The 15,800-nt window shown below is 66.8% G+C and carries 17 protein-coding genes; 3 read left to right on the forward strand and 14 right to left on the reverse strand.

Features of this window, described 5'->3' with window-relative positions:
• The 9 genes from tolB to U1738_RS14905 all read right to left on the reverse strand — a co-directional run bounded on the left by tolB (position 1) and on the right by U1738_RS14905 (position 7,052).
• Positions 1-1,404, reverse strand: a complete 1,404-nt coding sequence (gene tolB / locus U1738_RS14865) for a Tol-Pal system beta propeller repeat protein TolB (RefSeq protein ID WP_332789834.1) — start codon at positions 1,402-1,404, stop codon at positions 1-3.
• Positions 1,405-1,412: 8 nt separating this feature from the next.
• A complete protein-coding gene (tolA, locus tag U1738_RS14870; RefSeq protein WP_332789835.1) occupies positions 1,413-2,324 on the reverse strand; it encodes a cell envelope integrity protein TolA in 912 nt (303 codons plus the stop codon).
• Between the two features lie 16 nt (positions 2,325-2,340).
• Positions 2,341-2,778 (reverse strand): protein TolR, encoded by a 438-nt coding sequence (tolR, locus tag U1738_RS14875; RefSeq protein WP_332789836.1) that lies wholly within the window; start codon positions 2,776-2,778, stop codon positions 2,341-2,343.
• 10 nt (positions 2,779-2,788) lie between these two features.
• Entirely contained in the window at positions 2,789-3,487 is a 699-nt protein-coding gene (gene tolQ, locus U1738_RS14880) for a protein TolQ (protein WP_443027031.1), read from the reverse strand.
• Entirely contained in the window at positions 3,487-3,954 is a 468-nt protein-coding gene (locus U1738_RS14885; RefSeq protein ID WP_332789838.1) for a YbgC/FadM family acyl-CoA thioesterase, read from the reverse strand. The genes tolQ and U1738_RS14885 overlap by 1 nt, the downstream gene beginning before the upstream one ends.
• A gap of 67 nt (positions 3,955-4,021) precedes the next feature.
• A complete protein-coding gene (locus U1738_RS14890; protein ID WP_332789839.1) occupies positions 4,022-4,450 on the reverse strand; it encodes a type II toxin-antitoxin system VapC family toxin in 429 nt (142 codons plus the stop codon).
• Positions 4,447-4,683 (reverse strand): FitA-like ribbon-helix-helix domain-containing protein, encoded by a 237-nt coding sequence (locus U1738_RS14895; protein ID WP_332789840.1) that lies wholly within the window; start codon positions 4,681-4,683, stop codon positions 4,447-4,449. The genes U1738_RS14890 and U1738_RS14895 overlap by 4 nt, the downstream gene beginning before the upstream one ends.
• A 37-nt stretch (positions 4,684-4,720) precedes the next feature.
• Positions 4,721-5,752, reverse strand: a complete 1,032-nt coding sequence (locus tag U1738_RS14900) for an NAD(P)H-dependent flavin oxidoreductase (RefSeq protein WP_332789841.1) — start codon at positions 5,750-5,752, stop codon at positions 4,721-4,723.
• A gap of 40 nt (positions 5,753-5,792) precedes the next feature.
• On the reverse strand, positions 5,793-7,052 hold the full coding sequence (locus U1738_RS14905; RefSeq protein WP_332789842.1) for an aspartate kinase: 1,260 nt from the start codon (positions 7,050-7,052) through the stop codon (positions 5,793-5,795).
• A gap of 58 nt (positions 7,053-7,110) precedes the next feature.
• Here U1738_RS14905 and ubiG point away from each other — a divergent pair, with 58 nt between their 5' ends.
• Positions 7,111-7,854: a bifunctional 2-polyprenyl-6-hydroxyphenol methylase/3-demethylubiquinol 3-O-methyltransferase UbiG gene (gene ubiG / locus U1738_RS14910; RefSeq protein ID WP_332789980.1), complete on the forward strand. Its 744-nt coding sequence runs from the start codon at positions 7,111-7,113 to the stop codon at positions 7,852-7,854.
• 27 nt (positions 7,855-7,881) lie between these two features.
• Here the strand turns inward: ubiG and U1738_RS14915 are convergent, their stop codons facing one another.
• Positions 7,882-9,507 carry an alkaline phosphatase D family protein gene (locus tag U1738_RS14915; protein WP_332789843.1) on the reverse strand — a complete coding sequence of 542 codons (1,626 nt, stop codon included), beginning with the start codon at positions 9,505-9,507 and terminating at the stop codon, positions 7,882-7,884.
• A gap of 122 nt (positions 9,508-9,629) precedes the next feature.
• On the opposite strand from U1738_RS14915, the gene U1738_RS14920 reads away from it, so the two are divergent.
• Entirely contained in the window at positions 9,630-11,090 is a 1,461-nt protein-coding gene (locus tag U1738_RS14920) for a glycosyltransferase family 39 protein (protein ID WP_332789844.1), read from the forward strand.
• A gap of 111 nt (positions 11,091-11,201) precedes the next feature.
• Here U1738_RS14920 and U1738_RS14925 read toward each other — a convergent pair whose 3' ends face one another.
• The 3 genes from U1738_RS14925 to U1738_RS14935 are packed head-to-tail and all read right to left on the reverse strand — an operon-like array spanning position 11,202 to position 13,860.
• Positions 11,202-12,404 (reverse strand): glycosyltransferase, encoded by a 1,203-nt coding sequence (locus U1738_RS14925; RefSeq protein ID WP_332789845.1) that lies wholly within the window; start codon positions 12,402-12,404, stop codon positions 11,202-11,204.
• Positions 12,405-12,409: 5 nt separating this feature from the next.
• Positions 12,410-12,931 carry a DUF2141 domain-containing protein gene (locus tag U1738_RS14930; RefSeq protein WP_332789846.1) on the reverse strand — a complete coding sequence of 174 codons (522 nt, stop codon included), beginning with the start codon at positions 12,929-12,931 and terminating at the stop codon, positions 12,410-12,412.
• Positions 12,928-13,860 carry a hypothetical protein gene (locus U1738_RS14935; protein WP_332789847.1) on the reverse strand — a complete coding sequence of 311 codons (933 nt, stop codon included), beginning with the start codon at positions 13,858-13,860 and terminating at the stop codon, positions 12,928-12,930. The genes U1738_RS14930 and U1738_RS14935 overlap by 4 nt, the downstream gene beginning before the upstream one ends.
• A gap of 194 nt (positions 13,861-14,054) precedes the next feature.
• On the opposite strand from U1738_RS14935, the gene U1738_RS14940 reads away from it, so the two are divergent.
• The gene (locus U1738_RS14940) at positions 14,055-15,161 is read left to right on the forward strand and encodes a glycosyltransferase (RefSeq protein ID WP_332789848.1); all 1,107 of its coding nucleotides are present in this window, start codon (positions 14,055-14,057) and stop codon (positions 15,159-15,161) included.
• Here U1738_RS14940 and maiA read toward each other — a convergent pair.
• Entirely contained in the window at positions 15,158-15,793 is a 636-nt protein-coding gene (gene maiA, locus U1738_RS14945) for a maleylacetoacetate isomerase (RefSeq protein WP_332789849.1), read from the reverse strand. The two genes, U1738_RS14940 and maiA, sit on opposite strands and share 4 nt — an antisense overlap.
• Between the last annotated feature and the right edge of the window lie 7 nt (positions 15,794-15,800).

The following is a 15,800-nucleotide window of genomic DNA, read 5'->3' on the forward strand; positions in this document are numbered from 1 at the left end:
TCAGGGGCGTAACGGTCCCCAGCCCGGATCGGATCCATCGAGCGGGGTGGGAATCTTGCGTTCGTTGACGCCGGTCAGATCGACCGACCACAGATCGGCCTTGCCGCCGCCGCCTTGCCCCTGGCGATAGAAGCTGAGCACGCGGCCGTTGGGCGACCAGCTCGGGCCTTCGTCCTGCCAATCGTTGGTGAGCAATTTCTCACCGCCGCCGCTCGGGCTCATGATGCCGATGCGGAAATTGCCGGACAATTTGGTGAAGGCGATCAGGTCGCCGCGCGGGCTCCATACCGGCGTGGCATAGCGCCCGCCGCCGAACGAGATGCGCTGCTGGTTCGTGCCGTCGGCGTTCATCGTGTAGAGTTGCTGCCCGCCGGACCGGTCGCTTTCGAACACGATGCGGCGGCCATCGGGCGAATAGCTGCCGCCGGTATCGATGCCGGGGGATTCGGTCAGCCGCTGCGGCGACCCGCCCGACATCGGCACGCGGTACAGATCGGTATTGCCGGCCACCGCCATCGAGAACAGCACCCATTTGCCGTCGGGCGAGACTCTTGGCGCAAAAGTGAGGCTGGGATTGTTGACCAGCAGGCGCTGCCCGCCCGAGGCGATGTCGTAGACGTAGATCGCCGGGCGTTCGTTGAGATAGCTCATATAGACGATCGACTGCTGGTTCGGCGCGAACCGCGGCGTCAGCACGATCGACTGGCCGTTGGTGAGGAAGCGGTGGTTGGCACCGTCCTGATCCATGATCGCGAGCCGTTTGATGCGCTTGCCCTTTGGCCCCGTCTCCGAGACATAGACCATGCGGCTGTCGAAATACGGGCCTTCGCCGGTGAGCTTGGCATAGACCATGTCGGCGCATTTGTGGCCCGCGCGGCGCCAGTCGGACGGCTGCACGACGAAGCCCTGCCGCGCCAGTTCGGCGCGCGAGAACACGTCGTAGAGGTAGCAGCCGACGGTCAGCGTGCCGTCACTGTTGCCGCGCACGAAGCCCTGGACCAGCGCCGAAACGCGGGCATTGGCCCAGTAATCGAATACGGGCGCGGTGACCTCGCCGAACTCGACCGCCCGCATCGCCTGCCCGCCGGCGGGATTGAACAGGCCGGAATTCTTCAGGTCGGTGGTGACGATCTGCGCCAGTTGCCGGCCGAGTTCGTCGGTGCGGCCGGCCGCCGTCTCCGTCACGGCGGCGGCGGGCATCGGCGGGATGGCGATGCCGAGCGGGGCGGAGATGCCGCCGACGACATCGACGACGAGTTCGCCGGACTGGTCCGCGCCGGCCGGCGGCGTCTGGCCTTGCGGGGCCGCCGGAGCAGGTGCGGGTGCGGGCGGGGTCTGGGCCTGGGCTGTGGCGGCCAGGCAGAACGCGACGGCCAGTGCCGGGAAGCGGAAATGGTGCATCATGGTCATCCTCAATCGGGCAGCTTGTAGCGCAGGGCGAAGGTTTTCCAGCCCCGTGCGACGTCGTAGAGTTCGGGCGGCAGGCCCCGCAGCGGCGCGCAGCCCATGAAGGTGGCGATGGCGTTGCGATCGACCGCATCGACATAGCGGCTGTTCTCGGCATCCACCCCGCCATGTGCGTCGGCGACGGTCGGGCGGCCGTTGAGCGATCCGTCGCGGTTGAGCTGCAGCCGGATCGTGACGATGATCCGCGACGCGCCCGGGCCCGGATTGACCTGACGATCGGCGCAGGGCTGCACCTGCCGCTTGATCGCGGACCCGATATCCGCGGCGGCGGCGGCGTCCATCGTCGCGGCGGGCGCGGCAGGCGACGGGGCCTTGGCCTTGGTCGGCGTGGCGGTCTTGCCGGAGAGGGTTTCGGGATCGAGCACGAAGCCGCCGGCGCGGGGTTTCTTCGCCGCTGCATTGGTGCCGGTGCCCTTGGCGGTCGCCGGCTGCTTGGTCGGCGCGGTGCTGGCCTTGACCGGCGCGGCCTTGGGCTTGGGCGGCGTCTCCGGTTTCGCGACCGGCGGCTTCTTGGGCGGCGGCGGGGCCTTGGGCGCGGGCTTTGGGGCCGGCGCGGGCGCTGGTTCGGGCGGCTTTGGCGGCGCGGGCTTCGGCTCCGGCTGGGGTTCGGGCGCGGCCTCCGGTGGCGCGGCTTCTTCCGGCGGCGCGGGTTCGGGCGCGCGCGACTGGGTCGGCGGCTCGGCGGCCGGCGGCGCGGTGGCTTCGAGCGCGACCTTGTCGACCAGCGAGATGTCGATCGCCTTGGGTTTCGGCGCTTCCGGGGCCGGCTCCGACAGGAAGCCGACCGTCAGCAGCGCGAAGATCGCCACATGCCCGACGACCGCGACGGCCAGGCCAATCTTTTCCGTCCGCTCCATCAGGTGTCGCGCCCGATCACTTGGGCTCGTCCCCCACCGTCACCAGCGCGACGCGGTTGAGCCCGGCGGCGTTGAGATCGCCCATCACGCGCATCACGCGGCCATAATCGAGCTTCTTGTCGGCGCGCAGGAAGATCTGCGGCGGCTGGCCGTTCTGCGCCTTCTTGGCGACCTGCGCGAAGACGTCGGGCAGGATCGCCTCGGTCACTTCATCCTGATCGACGAAGATCTTGCCGGTCGCGTCGAGCGAGACCTGCACCGGTTTCTGATCCTGATCGAGCGGCTTGGCGCGGCTGTCCGGCAGGTTGACCGGCACGCCCGCCGTCAGCAGCGGCGCGGTGACCATGAAGATGATCAGCAGCACCAGCATCACGTCGACCATCGGCGTCACGTTGATGTCCGCCATCGGCGCGCGCCGCCCGCGACCGCGCTGCGAGGGAAGGTTTATCGACATTGCGGCGCGCTCACCGTTTATGCTCGGATTCGAGCTGACGGCTGAGCGTCGCGTGGAAACCGTCGGCGAAGCGGTTCAGACCGGCCTCGATCCGGTTGATGCCGTGGCTGAAGCGGTTGTACGCGATCACCGCCGGGATGGCGGCGAACAGGCCGATCGCGGTGGCGAACAGGGCCTCGGCGATGCCGGGCGCGACGACCGCGAGCGAGGTGTTCTGCGCCGACGCGATGCGCGTGAAGCTGTCCATGATGCCGATCACCGTGCCGAACAGGCCGACGAACGGCGCGACCGAGCCGACCGTCGCCAGGATATTCAGCCGATCCGATAGCTTATCGATCTCGCCCGCGACCGATGCGCCCATCGCCGTCGCCAGCCGCTCGCGCGTACCGTCGCGATCGACCGTGCCGCCGACGGTGGAGCGCCGCCATTCGGACACGCCGGCGGCGAACACCTTGGCGACCGGCAGATCGCTGTCCTTATGCTCGCGGTAGAAGGCGTCGATATCGTCCGCCTTCCAGAAATCGCGCTCGAACGCCTCGGTCTTGCGCTTGGTGGAGCCGATCTTCATCCAGAAGCTGACGATGATCGCCCAGGTCCACACGCTGGCGAGCAGCAGCCCGACCATCACGATCTTCACCAGGATGTTGGCGTGCAGGAACAGGCCGATCATCGACATGCTGGCAGGGTCTGTGTTCACGATTGCGTCCATCATTCTTCCGTTTTCTCTTGGGCCATCAGCCGCTCGAACGCCGCGACCCATTCGCGCGGTTGCCGCCGTGGCCGCCCCGAAGGCGCGACCAGAGCGGCGGTCACGTCGCCCTCGCTGAGTATCTCGTCACCCAGCATGACCCTTTGATGAATATCGACCGATGCGGCGCGAATCTTCGTCAGGCGGCTGACCACGACCAGCGCATCGTCCAGTTTCGCCGGACGCCGGTAGCGGATCGCGAGCGCGGTGACGGCATAGGCCCCCTCCCCCGCATCGTTGAACGCGCGCTGGTCAATCCCGGCCAAGCGCAGGAAATCGGAGCGGCCGCGCTCCATGTAGCGCAGGTAATTGGCGTGATAGACCACGCCCGACAGATCGGTGTCCTCGAAATAGACCCGCACCGGGAAACGGTGTTCCGATCCCACGAAGCGGCCTTCGGCGGGCTGATCCTGTGACGATGACGGCATCCCATAAGCCCTTAGCGGACGAGTGCCGGAGAAGGAACCCCGTACGCCCAGACGTCGCGACCCGTCTTCAGCTAAAGTCCGCGAGCAGCCGGATATTGGGATGATGAACCCTGGCCTTCGCAACGAACCTTGCGTCACAGGTGACCAAATCAACGCCCAGGTTTATGGCCAATGCGAGATACAGGCAGTCGGCCAATGGATGGCCGAGATCGAGCGCGATATCCGAACCGCGACCGACCAAACCAGTGTCGAGCGCGTACAATCTGAAGCTGCCTTGATCGACCGTCTTCAGCCATTCGGCGATTAACGTCCGCCCCGCCCGCTTGTCGATGCGACCCATATTGGCCGCCGTCACCAGCGCGCGGCAAACCTCGATCGCCAGCAAATCGGGAGCGGCAATCTCCTGTTCGCGGGCATCGAGAAAGGCGAGCGCCGCTTCACTATCATCTTCGGTCAGCAGCCATTTTGTCGCCAAGCTGGCATCGACGACGATCATTCCTCGTCGCGAATGGCGCGGACCAGCGCAACGCTACCTTCATAGTCCGGACCAGGATCGATCATCGTTTTGCGAAAGCGATTTGCCAATCCGCCCGGCACGATCGCGGCGGAACCGCCATGCTCAAGGCGGTATCGCGCTTCCGCCTCGATCGACCTGTGATTGACTTTGGCGTCGCGTTTCAGACTTGCGTAAACGCCGTCGTCGAGTTGCCGGATCGTAAGGGTAGCCATAATCGATCGATAGCAAACTGCTAGCAAAATGCAAGCATCAGGCCGCGCGCTTCTCCAGCGCGTGCGCCGCTTCGGCCATCAGCGTGCCGAGGATGTCTGCGAGCGGCTCCTCCTTCGTCACCATGCCGACCGACTGGCCGGCCATCAGCGATCCGTTCTCGACATCGCCGTCGATCACCGCGCGGCGCAGCGCGCCGGCCCAATAATGTTCGATCTGCAATTGCGCCTCGCCCATCGCGACCGCGCCCTCGTCCAGCGCCTGCGCCACTTCGCGCTGCTTGGCGGTGAAGAGTTCGCTCGATGCGTTCTTCAGCGCGCGCACGGGGATGACCGGCAGGCGCGGATCGATCTGTACGCTGGCGACCGCGTCGCGGGCCGAGGCGCGGATGAACGCCTTCTTGAAATTGGCGTGCGCGATGCTTTCGGTCGCGCAGACGAAGCGCGTGCCGAGCTGTACGCCGGCCGCGCCCATATCGAGATAGCCGGCGATCGCTTCCCCCCGCCCGATCCCGCCAGCGACGAACACCGGCACCTGATCGGCGACTTCGGGCAGGATTTCCTGCGCCAGCACCGAAGTGGACACCGGGCCGATATGTCCACCGGCCTCCATGCCCTCGACCACCAAAGCATCGACGCCGGAGCGGATCAGCTTCTTGGCGAGGCTGAGCGCGGGCGCGAAGCAGATAACCTTGGCTCCCGTCGCCTTGATCGCCTCGAGCGCGCCCTTGGGCGGCAGGCCACCGGCGAGCACGACATGCGTCACCTCATGCTTTGCGCACACCGCGATCAGATCGAACAATTGCGGATGCATGGTAATGAGGTTGACGCCGAACGGCTTGGCGGTGAGCGCCTTGGTCGCCGCGATCTCGGTATCGAGCAGTTCCGGCGTCATCGCACCGCACGCGATCAACCCGAAGCCGCCGGCATTGGACATGGCCGAGACGAGGTTGCGCTCGCTGACCCACGACATCGCACCGCATAGGATCGCGACCTCGCTGCCGAGAAATTCGATGCCGCGCGCCATGCGCCGGGCCAGACGCTCGGCGCCGATGGAGGATGTTTCGTTCATGCGCTGCGCCTTAGAACATTTCGCAGGCGGATAGAAAGGCTCAGGCCGCGTCCTCGGCATCCAGCCCGTACGCCGTGTGCAGCACGCGCACGGCGAGTTCGGTTTCGTCCTCGTGGATCAGCACCGACACCTTGATTTCGGAGGTGGTGATGACCTGGATGTTGATGCCGCGCGCGCCCAGGGTTTCGAACATCGTCGCGGCGACGCCGGCATGGCTGCGCATGCCCACGCCGACGACCGAGATCTTGGCGACGCGGGTATCGTGGAACAGTTCGGCATAGCCGATCTTGCCCTGCGCCTTGCCCAGCACTTCGAGCGACCGCGCCAGATCGGCGGCGGGCACGGTGAAGGTGACGTCGGTCGACCCGGTCGAATGCGCGACGTTCTGCACGATCATGTCGACGTTGATGCTGGCATCGGCCAGTGGCGTGAAGATCGCGCCGACCGCGCCGGGCTTGTCCGGCACGCTCGTCAGGGTGATCTTCGCTTCGTTCTTGTCGTGCGCGATGCCGGTGATCAGCTGCCGTTCCACGTCGGTAATCTCCTCTTCCCCCACGATCATCGTGCCGGGCAATGTATCCGCCATCGGTGCATCGGCGTCGGTGAACGACGACAGCACCTGCACGCGGACCTTTTCCTTCATCGCCAGCCCGACCGAGCGCGTCTGAAGCACTTTCGCCCCCACGCTCGCCAGTTCCAGCATTTCCTCGTACGTCACGCGCTTCAGCTTGCGGGCGCGCGGCACGATGCGCGGATCGGTGGTGTAGACGCCGTCCACATCGGTGTAGATGTCGCAGCGATCGGCCTTCATCGCCGCCGCCATCGCCACCGCCGACGTATCGGAGCCGCCGCGCCCGAGCGTCGTGACGCGCTCGCCCGACGCCACGCCCTGAAAGCCCGGGATCACCGCCACCTCGCCGCGTTCCAGCGAGGCGATCAGGCCGGTCGTGTCGATATCCGCGATCCGCGCCGAGGCATGGCCGTCTGACGTGCGGATCGGCAATTGCCAGCCCATCCAGCTGCGCGCGGTGACGCCCACCGCCTGAAGCGCGATCGCCAGCAGGCCGCTGGTGATCTGTTCGCCGGCCGAGACGACCACGTCATATTCGCGCGGATCGTAGAGCGAGGACGCCTCGCGGCAGAAATTGACCAGCCGGTCGGTCTCGCCCGCCATCGCCGACACGACGATCGCGACCTGGTTGCCGGCCTCGACCTCGCGCTTCACGCGCAGCGCGACGCTGCGAATGCGCTCGATACCGGCCATCGAGGTGCCGCCGAATTTCATCACGATACGGGACATGGATTTGGGTTATGTCCTTTTGGCTTGGAGGGCGTGCTGATAGAAAGCGTCCATGACAATGGCAAGCGCACCCGTAACGACGCCCGAAACTACCATCGACGCCGCCGAAGCCGAGCATTTCGGCAAGATGGCCGCCGATTGGTGGGATCCGAAGGGATCGTCCGCGATGCTGCACAAGCTGAACCCGGTGCGGCTCGGCTATCTGCGGGAGCGGATCGATGCGCACTGGCACGGTGACGATACGAGTTTCACGCCGCTGGCGGGCAGACGCGCGCTGGATGTCGGGTGCGGGGCGGGGTTGCTGTGCGAGCCGCTGGCGCGGATGGGCGCGGCGGTGACCGGGCTGGACGCGGCGCCGGAGAATATCGCGGCGGCGCGGGCGCATTGCATCCGATCGGGGCTGACGATCGATTACCGCACCGGCAGCGTCGAGGGGCTGGGGGCGGAGACGTTCGATCTCGTCACGTCGCTGGAGGTGATCGAGCATGTCAGCGATCCGGGCGCGTTCGTGCGCGGGCTGGCGGGGGCGCTGACCGAAAGCGGGCTGCTGGTGATTTCCACGCCGAACCGCACCGCGCTGTCGCGCCTCGCGATGATCGGCATCGGAGAGACTTTGGGCGGCATCCCCAGGGGCACGCACGACTGGGACAAGTTCCTGACGCCCGAGGAACTGGTGCCGCTGATCGAGGCCGCCGGATTGCGGGTGATCGACACGCGCGGGTTGGGGTTTTCGCTGGCGAAGGGTTTCGTGCTGAGCGACGACACGAAGCTGGATTATTTCCTGACGGCGGTGCGCGCGTAGCTCCTCCCCGGGACGGGGAGGACCGGGTCAGGCCATCACGTTCCGTCCGCGCGACACGACCGCCGTGTGGCCGATCGTCGCGCGCGCCGACTTCGTCTTCACGCTGTCGGTCATCAGCCAGTCGTTGGTGACGCGATCGGGCGTGAGCGTCAGCGCCATATAGCCGCGCTGCGAGACGTCGCACCATTTCAGTTCCGGATTGGCGCGCACCAGGCTGGCTGCGACCGTCTTCGGATCGGCGGTCAGGGCGCCTTCATAGCCCGACGAAGTCACGGCATGGCCGGCGAACTCGACACCCGCCGCATGCCCGTCCTGCGCCAGATCATAGGCCCAGCCATTGTGGCTGTCGCCCGAGATGACGACGAGGTTCGCGCCCGCCGCTTGCGCCCCCTTCAGGAAGCGTGCGCGGGCGGCGGGATAGCCGCCCCAGCTGTCGTAATTGTTCGGCAGGCCCGCTTTTGCCGCCGCCAAACCGCCCAGCACATAGCTCTTGGTGCGCGCCGACGCGTCCGGCGCGATCCAGCCGAGCGCATCGGGCGGCGTCATCGTGTTGCCCATGATCGTGCCGAAGCCCGTCACCTGCCACGTCCGACCCGCCTTGACCGAAGCGCGCATGGCGTGATCGAGCCAATATTCCTGCTGCGACCCCATCATCGTCGCACCCGGATCCATCCACGCGCCGTCGCGGAACGCGGCCAAGGCGGCGGCGGGATCCTTGTCCTTGAGCAGGGCGGCGACATCGGGCTGCTTGGTGCGTGCGAGCAAGCGGGTTTCGGTGCGGAACAATGTCGCCAGGCTGCCGATATCATAGGCCTTCCACGGTTCGTCCGACACCGGCATCCATTCGCGATACGCCTGCATCGAGGCGGCGCGGCGGGCATTCCAGTCGCCTTCGTCGGCGCTGTGATTCTCCGCGCCACCTTCCCAGCTGTCGTTCGCCGATTCGTGATCGTCCCATTGCACGACCATCGGGAATTTCCGGTGCAGCGCCTGAAGATCGGGATCGGCGCGGTAGCTGCCATAGCGCAGGCGGTAATCGGCGAGAATGAGCAGTTCGTTGCGCGGCTCGGGAATGCGCCCGGCGACACTGTCCTTCAGCGTCGGGTAAACATCCGGCTTATAATCGTAGAGATAGTCGCCGAGGTGGATCGTCAGGTCGAGATCGTCGCGCGCGGCGGCATGGGCGTAAGCGTTGAAATAGCCGAAGGCGAGGTTCGAGCAGGAGAAGATCGCGGCTCGGAAACGATCGACCTTGCCCTCGGGCAGCGTCTTCGTCCGTCCGACCGGCGAGCGGGTGCCGTCCGGCGCGATGAAGCGGTAGTGATAGTCGGTGCCGGGCTTCAGGCCCGCGACGGTGATCTTGGCGGTATGATCGCGCCACGGCCCGGTGATCTGCACGCCGCCGCCCGCGACCTTGCCGAAATCGGCCTGCTCCGACAGTTCGACCTTCAGTTCCACCGCACCGCCATCGGCGGGCACATAGCGCGTCCAGAGCAGCATCGAATCGCTCGCCGGCTCGCCGCTGGCCACGGAATGGGTGAAGCCGCGCGCTGCAGCGACGCTCAGCGCCTGCGTGAAGCCGGGCACCGCAAATGCGCCCAGGCCGAGCGTGCCGGTCATCAGCAAGGAACGGCGATCGACGGTGAATGGCATGGGTCTGTCCTCGGGTTGAGGCGCTCCGTTGCGCCGCTTATGTGGCGTCTGCGTGACAATACCCTTGCCGGGGAAACGATGAAACCGCTCGACTCGGCGCAATACCGTGGAGAAAGGGGCGCATGGATCGCGCCCGCCCGACCCCGCTTGCCTGTCTTGCGCTGCTGACACTGGCGCTCGTCGCCCTCGCGCTGATCCGGCCGCTCGATCATGACGAGAGCCAATATGTCGCGGCGGCGGTGCTGACCGCGCACGGGCAATGGCCGTATAGCGATTTCGCCTATCTCCAGACGCCGCTGCAACCGTTCCTGTTCGCGCCGTTTGCCTGGTTGTTCGGCGGCTGGGCGTGGCCGGGACTGCGGATCGTCAACGCGCTGCTCGGGGTGGTTGCGGTGGCGGGCGTGTACCGCGCGGCACGCGAGGGCGGTGCGCGCGACGCGGTGGCGCTGCTGGCCTGTGCGCTGTTCGCGTGTTGCGACATCCTGCTGTTCAGTGTGGGCACGGCGCGTAACGACGCCCTGCCCGTCGCGCTGCTGGCGACCGCGCTGCCGCTGGTGATCCGCGCCGCGAACGGACGGGTTACGAGGTGGAGCGCAGTGCTTGCCGGGCTGCTGCTGGCCGGGGCGGCGGCGGCGAAGATTTCCTACGCCCTGCCGGCGGTCGCGTATGGCCTGTACGCGCTGCACGATCGCCGCCATCGGCCGTTGTGGCTGGCGGCGGGCGCGCTGCCGATCGTGGTGTTCGTGATCGCGATCATGCTGCGCGCGCCGGACGGCTTTTTCTTCGGTGTGGTCGATTTTCCAGCGCGTGCGCCGGACGAATATTATCGCAGCATCGGCAAGGCGTGGAAGCTGAGCTGGTGGGCCAAGCTGCTTGATACGCTTAAATTTCTGGCGCTCGGCCCGGCTTTGTTGTGCCTTGCGCTGGCGAGCCGCTTCCGCTGGCGGGCGAAGGGCGGGCGGGCGATCGACTGGATGATCTGGGCCGGGCTGATCGCCGCCTTGATACCGTCGCCGACCTGGCGGCAATATCTGTTGCCGCTGCTGCCGCCGGTGTTCGTGCGGCTCGCGATCGGCTGGCAATCGGTATGGCCGGGGCGGCAGGCGCGGATGGCGCTGGTGGTGTTCGCGTGCGCCGGTCTCGCGCCCTCGATCGAGGCGGTGATCCAGGCGGTGCCCGGCGTGCCGATGGTCGCGGCGATGCGGCAAAGCTCGGCGATCCGCGCGACGATGGATGCTGCGGGCGTCACCGGCCCGGTCGCGACGCTGTCGCCGCAATTCCTGCCTGCCACGGGGAGGCTGCCCGATGCGCGCTTTGCCACCGGGCCGTTCTATTTCCGCAGCCACCATTTGCTGAACGCCGATCAGGAACAGGCGAACGGCGTGATCGCGCAGAGGACGATCGGAATTCATTTCCGCGATCCGCCCGCCGCGATCCTGACCGGCGGCGAAGGTGCGTGGACAAGTGGCGATGCGGCGCTGGATGGCGTGCTGGCCGATTGGGCGAAGCGCAACGGCTGGCGAGAGGTGCCGGTGCCGGGCGGTCCGTTTCGACTATATGTCAGGCCATCGGCTATCCGCTAATCCAACCGCCGTTCGTTTCGAGCGAAGTCGAGAAACCAGCGTCGGGGGCAGGTTTCTCGACTTCGCTCGAAACGAACGGAATAGTGCCAAGCCTATCCGCGCATGGCCCGGTCAGGCCGCAGCAACGCCCAACCCTGCGCGCTTTTCCGCGACCAGCCCGGCATAATAGGCCATCAGATCCTCGGTATGTTCGCGGTCGCTGCGCACCCGGCCCGCCGCGACATAAGCGGCGCGACGCAGCACCTTCTGATCGCGCGCGAACAGGCGGCGAATCGCGGCGGCGCAGGCACCGGGATCGCGCGCGGCGTAGAGTTCCGATGTCAGCGGATCGGCGACCTCGGCCACGCCGCCGGTGTCGGGCGCGATCAGCGGCAGGCCCGCCGCCATCGCCTCCGATGCGACCAGCCCGAACGGCTCCGCCTCGTTGCCGTGGATCAGCGCATCGCAGCTCGCCATGATCCGCGCGAGGCGTTCGCGATCATAGACCGGCTGGAACATGCGGATGTGCGGCGATCCGGCAATGCGGCGATCGATCTTCTTGCTGGCGACGCCGGTGCCGAGCAGGATCATGCCGACCGGCACATGCTGCCCCGCCTGCACCACCGCATCGGTGACCAGATCCCAGCGCTTTTCCGGGTGGTGCCGCCCGAGGCCCAACAGCAGATGGCCATGCGGCGGCAGATCGCATTGCTTGAGCAAGGCCGCACGCAGCGTCTCGCTGCGGTAATCGGGCGAGAAATGGCCGCGTTCGATGCCCAGCGGCATCGCCTTGTCGATATGCACGCCGCGCAGGCGTAGGCGTTTTTCCAGCGCCGGGCCGTTGGTGACGACGGCATCGTATTTGTCCAGGAAGCGGCTGAGATAGCGGCTGTACCAGGCGAAGGCGCGCTCAATCCGCTGTTGCGGGGCCAGCCCCTCGAACCAGCGCAGTGCATAGGCCGAGACATTGTCGTTATGCATGAAGAACACGCGCACCGGATCATGGCCCGGCTGCGGTTCCCATTTGCCGACGATCCAGGCCGGACGCCACGGCGACGAAGTCTCGACCAGATCGGGCCGCAGTTCGTCGAGCAGCCGCGTGATCGGCGTGGCATCCCAGAACAGGCCGTAATTCTTGTCGAACGGCAGGCGCGATGCCTTGACGTAGATGATCCGGCCGCCGCCGGGCCGTTCCTCGATCTTGTCCTCGCGCCCCGCCGCGATGACGATCAGTTCGTGCCCCAGATCGGCCATGATGCCCATCTTGCGGTCGATATAGGTCCGCACCCCGCCGCCGGTGGGCGAATAGAATTCGTTGACGTCGACGATGCGCATCCGGGTCAATCCGCCTTGATGGGAGAAAAGCCGCCGAGGCCGCGCAGATATTGCGCACGGATCGTGGTGGTGACGACGCCGGCCGGCACGTCGATCACCGCCTGGGCCAGTTTCGGCTTGGCGCGTCCGAGCCGCTGGTTGCTGGGAAAGCCGGCCCCGTCGGACCAGAAGTTGAACTTGTTGCGGCCGTCACGATTGTGCGTGAACAGCAGGGCATAGCGGCCGGGGCGCGGCACCCGGATGCACATCATGATATCGCCCGCCGGCGGCATATCGGCGGTGACGCGGCGGAACACCTTGCCCTGCGCGACCAGATCGTGATCGTCCTTCAGGAAATCCTCCTCCGTCGCGGGATAGAGTTCCAGTTTCAGATCGCCGGTGCGATCCTTCAGCCCGACCACGTTGACGCGGATCGCCGGGCCACCGGTCGAACACGCCGCCGCGTCGCTGCCCAGCACGCGCGGCTGGGCCGACGCGATCGTCGGCAATGCGGCTGCAACGATCGCGGCCACCAGAACAGACTTCATCCCTTCTTCCTCGTCACCAGACCGTGGAGACCGAACATCGCGATCAGCACCACGTGAAACAGCAATTGCATGGCGGCGGTGAGCGCGACCAATTCCGACAATTCCTGATCCTGCCCGATGATCAGGATCGCAAAGTTGGCGAAAAGCAGGTCTTTGTTGGGCACAAGCGGCAGACGCGACACCAAAAGACGCGCCGCGGCGAGGAACAGCCACATGCCGACCGGCACGGTGGGCAGCGCGTAATGCCAGGCGAAGGCGATGAAGGTCGATCCCGCGATCAGGCGCAGGCAGTGGATCGAGAAGATCCACCACAAAGTGCGCCGCGCCAGCGAGAAGACCCGCTTGGAGAAGATCAGGAACGGCAGCGACGTGCACATCACGATCGCAATCGATCCGATCACTTCCTTCAGATACCCGGCCGCACTGAGCAATTGATAGCCGAGCGGAACGACGATCGCGAACATCGCCAGCGTGATCGTGTTGCCGGCGATGGCGGAGAGGATGCTGACATCCTTCACCGCGCCGAACGGGGCGGCGACCATCCGCGCCTTGCTGCGTGCCCAGGCGTAGAAATACGCCTCGCCCGAATAGCCGAACACCACTTCGTTCGCGATGCGCTTCTTGATCAGCGCGATCATCCCGCCGACGAAGGGGATGCCCCACAAACGGCGGAAGATGATCCAGTCGCCGACCGGCGCGGAGAAATAGAGCAAAGTGAACGTAACGTAGAAAGCGGGGCTGGTCGGCACCGCGCGATGCAGGCCGGCAAGGCCCGACCCGAGCAATTCGCGCCCCAGCCCGACGACCATCGCGATCGTCAACAACCCGCCGATGATCATCGGCCACCGGCTGCGCATCTGTTTCAGCGGTTCCAGGCCAGCAATATCGGGGGCGAGCGGAACCGGACCATCGATAATCGTGGTATTCATCGAGCTTCCGGTTTTCGGGGTGTCCACCTGGCGAAAATTGTCCGCTGTTGCCGCGCAGTCCGTTGCGGCTAGGCGCGCCCCATAACCGCAGTGTTGCCGTATCGCAACAAATCTGCGGCCAAGCGATATATTGTACGACCGTTCGAAGACGCTTCCCTCCGCGGCACATCACGGCCTAGGGGCGGGCCGAACGCATGACCAACCCCATCCCTCCAGGTGCCCGGCACATCCTGACCTATGCCGAATCGTGGCGCGGCGGCGGGGTGGAGCGCGTGCAACTGCGACTCGCGCGCGGCTGGATCGCGGCGGGTCGCCGGGTGACGCTAGTGATCGGCACCGGTAGCGGGCCGCTGGCGGACGAGGTGCCGGCCGGCGTGGAGATCGTGGCACTCGGATCGCCAGGACTGATGCGGCTGATGCTCAGGCTGCCGGGCATCGTCGCGGGGCGGCAGCCGGATGTGATCTTCTGCCCCGGCAATCATTATACCGGCGTGGCGGGCTGGCTGCGATTGAGGCTCGGTCGGGCCTGCCCGCCGATCGTCGCGAAAGTCTCGAACGCGCTGGCGCGACCGGACCAGAGCTTTCCGGTGTCCGTTGCCTATCGGCACTGGCTGCGATGGCACCGGCATTTCCTGGCGTGCGTGGTCGCGATGACGCCGGGCATGGCGGACGAAGCGGCCTGCGCCATGGCGGTGCCGCGCGCCTCGGTCGCGGTGATCGCCAATCCGCCGGCGCTGCCGATCCCCGGCGTGGCGTTGCCGGAACTGCCGACGGGGCGCTTTGTGCTCGGGGTCGGGCGGCTGGTGGCGCAGAAACGCTGGGACCGGCTGATCGCCGCGCTGCCGCTGCTGGCGGACCCGGATGTGGCGCTGGTGATTCTGGGCGAGGGGAGCGCGCGCGCCGCGCTGTCGACGCAGATCGCGTCGCTTGGATTGACGGACCGAGTCACTCTCCCCGGCCACGCGCCGGACCCGCTGCCGGCGATCGCGCGTGCGGAGGCGGTGGTGCTGGTGTCCGATTTCGAAGGCGTGCCGGGCGCGCTGCGCGAGGCGCTGGCGCTGGGCACGCCGGTGGTGACGACCGAATCGAGCGTGGCGGTGCGCGAGATCGTGACCGGGCTGGACCTCGGGACGATCGTGGCGGCTGGCGACGAGGCGGCGCTGGTGGCGGCGCTCGATCACTGGCTGACCCCGGGGCAGGCACGACCGGCTGTGGTGGCGCAGATCGGGGAGGAAGCGGCGGACGAGTATCTCGCGCTATTCGATCGGCTGGTCGGGCGATCGCAGCGCACTCCGGCCTAAAGCGGTTCCGGCTTCACCCGATCGGGATGCGCCGCCGCAAAGGCCGGCAGGTCAGCGCACGCCGCATCCGCCGCCGCGAGTTTCGGCCATGCGGACACGTCCAGCCCGAAGCGCCGCGCATTGTAGAGCTGCGGCACCAGACACACGTCGGACAGATCCGGTGCCACCCCGCCGAGGAACGGCCCGCTGCCAGCCGCCATCGCGTCCAGCGCATCGAGCCCGACACCGACCCAGTGCCGATACCAATCGTCCTTCGCCGGCTGGTCGGCCCCGAACTGCTGCTCCAGCCGCTTCAACACGCGCAGATTGTCGATCGGGTGGATATCGGCGACGATCACCAGCGCGCGGGCCAGCACCTGCGCGCGCGCCACGGGATCGCGCGGCACCATCGGCGGATCGGGCCAGGTCGCGTCGAGATAGTCGATGATCGCCAGACTCTGCGTCAGCAGGATCCCGTCCACGTCCAGCGTCGGCACAAGACCCTGCGGGTTGCGGGCGCGGTTCTCCGGGCCGGCCTGCTCCGCCGCGATCAGGTTCACCGCGACGCTATCATACTCCACGCCCTTGAGATTGAGCACGATCCGCACGCGATAGGCGGCGGACGAGCGCCAGTAATCGTAGAGGCGGATCATGCCGGGC

The organism is Parasphingomonas caseinilytica (genome assembly GCF_036663755.1).
In the GTDB taxonomy this organism is placed as follows: domain Bacteria; phylum Pseudomonadota; class Alphaproteobacteria; order Sphingomonadales; family Sphingomonadaceae; genus Sphingomonas.

Bases quoted from the DNA above. Each gene is read 5' to 3' on its own strand.
- tolR (WP_332789836.1), bottom strand. From the start codon at position 2,778: ATGTCGATAAACCTTCCCTCGCAGCGCGGTCGCGGGCGGCGCGCGCCG.
- U1738_RS14920 (WP_332789844.1), top strand. From the start codon at position 9,630: ATGGATCGCGCCCGCCCGACCCCGCTTGCCTGTCTTGCGCTGCTGACA.
- U1738_RS14925 (WP_332789845.1), bottom strand. From the start codon at position 12,404: ATGCGCATCGTCGACGTCAACGAATTCTATTCGCCCACCGGCGGCGGG.
- tolQ (WP_443027031.1), bottom strand. From the start codon at position 3,487: ATGGACGCAATCGTGAACACAGACCCTGCCAGCATGTCGATGATCGGC.
- U1738_RS14885 (WP_332789838.1), bottom strand. From the start codon at position 3,954: ATGCCGTCATCGTCACAGGATCAGCCCGCCGAAGGCCGCTTCGTGGGA.
- U1738_RS14905 (WP_332789842.1), bottom strand. From the start codon at position 7,052: ATGTCCCGTATCGTGATGAAATTCGGCGGCACCTCGATGGCCGGTATC.
- U1738_RS14940 (WP_332789848.1), top strand. From the start codon at position 14,055: ATGACCAACCCCATCCCTCCAGGTGCCCGGCACATCCTGACCTATGCC.
- ubiG (WP_332789980.1), top strand. From the start codon at position 7,111: ATGGCAAGCGCACCCGTAACGACGCCCGAAACTACCATCGACGCCGCC.
- U1738_RS14915 (WP_332789843.1), bottom strand. From the start codon at position 9,507: ATGCCATTCACCGTCGATCGCCGTTCCTTGCTGATGACCGGCACGCTC.
- tolB (WP_332789834.1), bottom strand. From the start codon at position 1,404: ATGATGCACCATTTCCGCTTCCCGGCACTGGCCGTCGCGTTCTGCCTG.
- U1738_RS14930 (WP_332789846.1), bottom strand. From the start codon at position 12,931: ATGAAGTCTGTTCTGGTGGCCGCGATCGTTGCAGCCGCATTGCCGACG.
- maiA (WP_332789849.1), bottom strand. From the start codon at position 15,793: ATGATCCGCCTCTACGATTACTGGCGCTCGTCCGCCGCCTATCGCGTG.
- U1738_RS14935 (WP_332789847.1), bottom strand. From the start codon at position 13,860: ATGAATACCACGATTATCGATGGTCCGGTTCCGCTCGCCCCCGATATT.
- U1738_RS14895 (WP_332789840.1), bottom strand. From the start codon at position 4,683: ATGGCTACCCTTACGATCCGGCAACTCGACGACGGCGTTTACGCAAGT.
- tolA (WP_332789835.1), bottom strand. From the start codon at position 2,324: ATGGAGCGGACGGAAAAGATTGGCCTGGCCGTCGCGGTCGTCGGGCAT.
- U1738_RS14900 (WP_332789841.1), bottom strand. From the start codon at position 5,752: ATGAACGAAACATCCTCCATCGGCGCCGAGCGTCTGGCCCGGCGCATG.
- U1738_RS14890 (WP_332789839.1), bottom strand. From the start codon at position 4,450: ATGATCGTCGTCGATGCCAGCTTGGCGACAAAATGGCTGCTGACCGAA.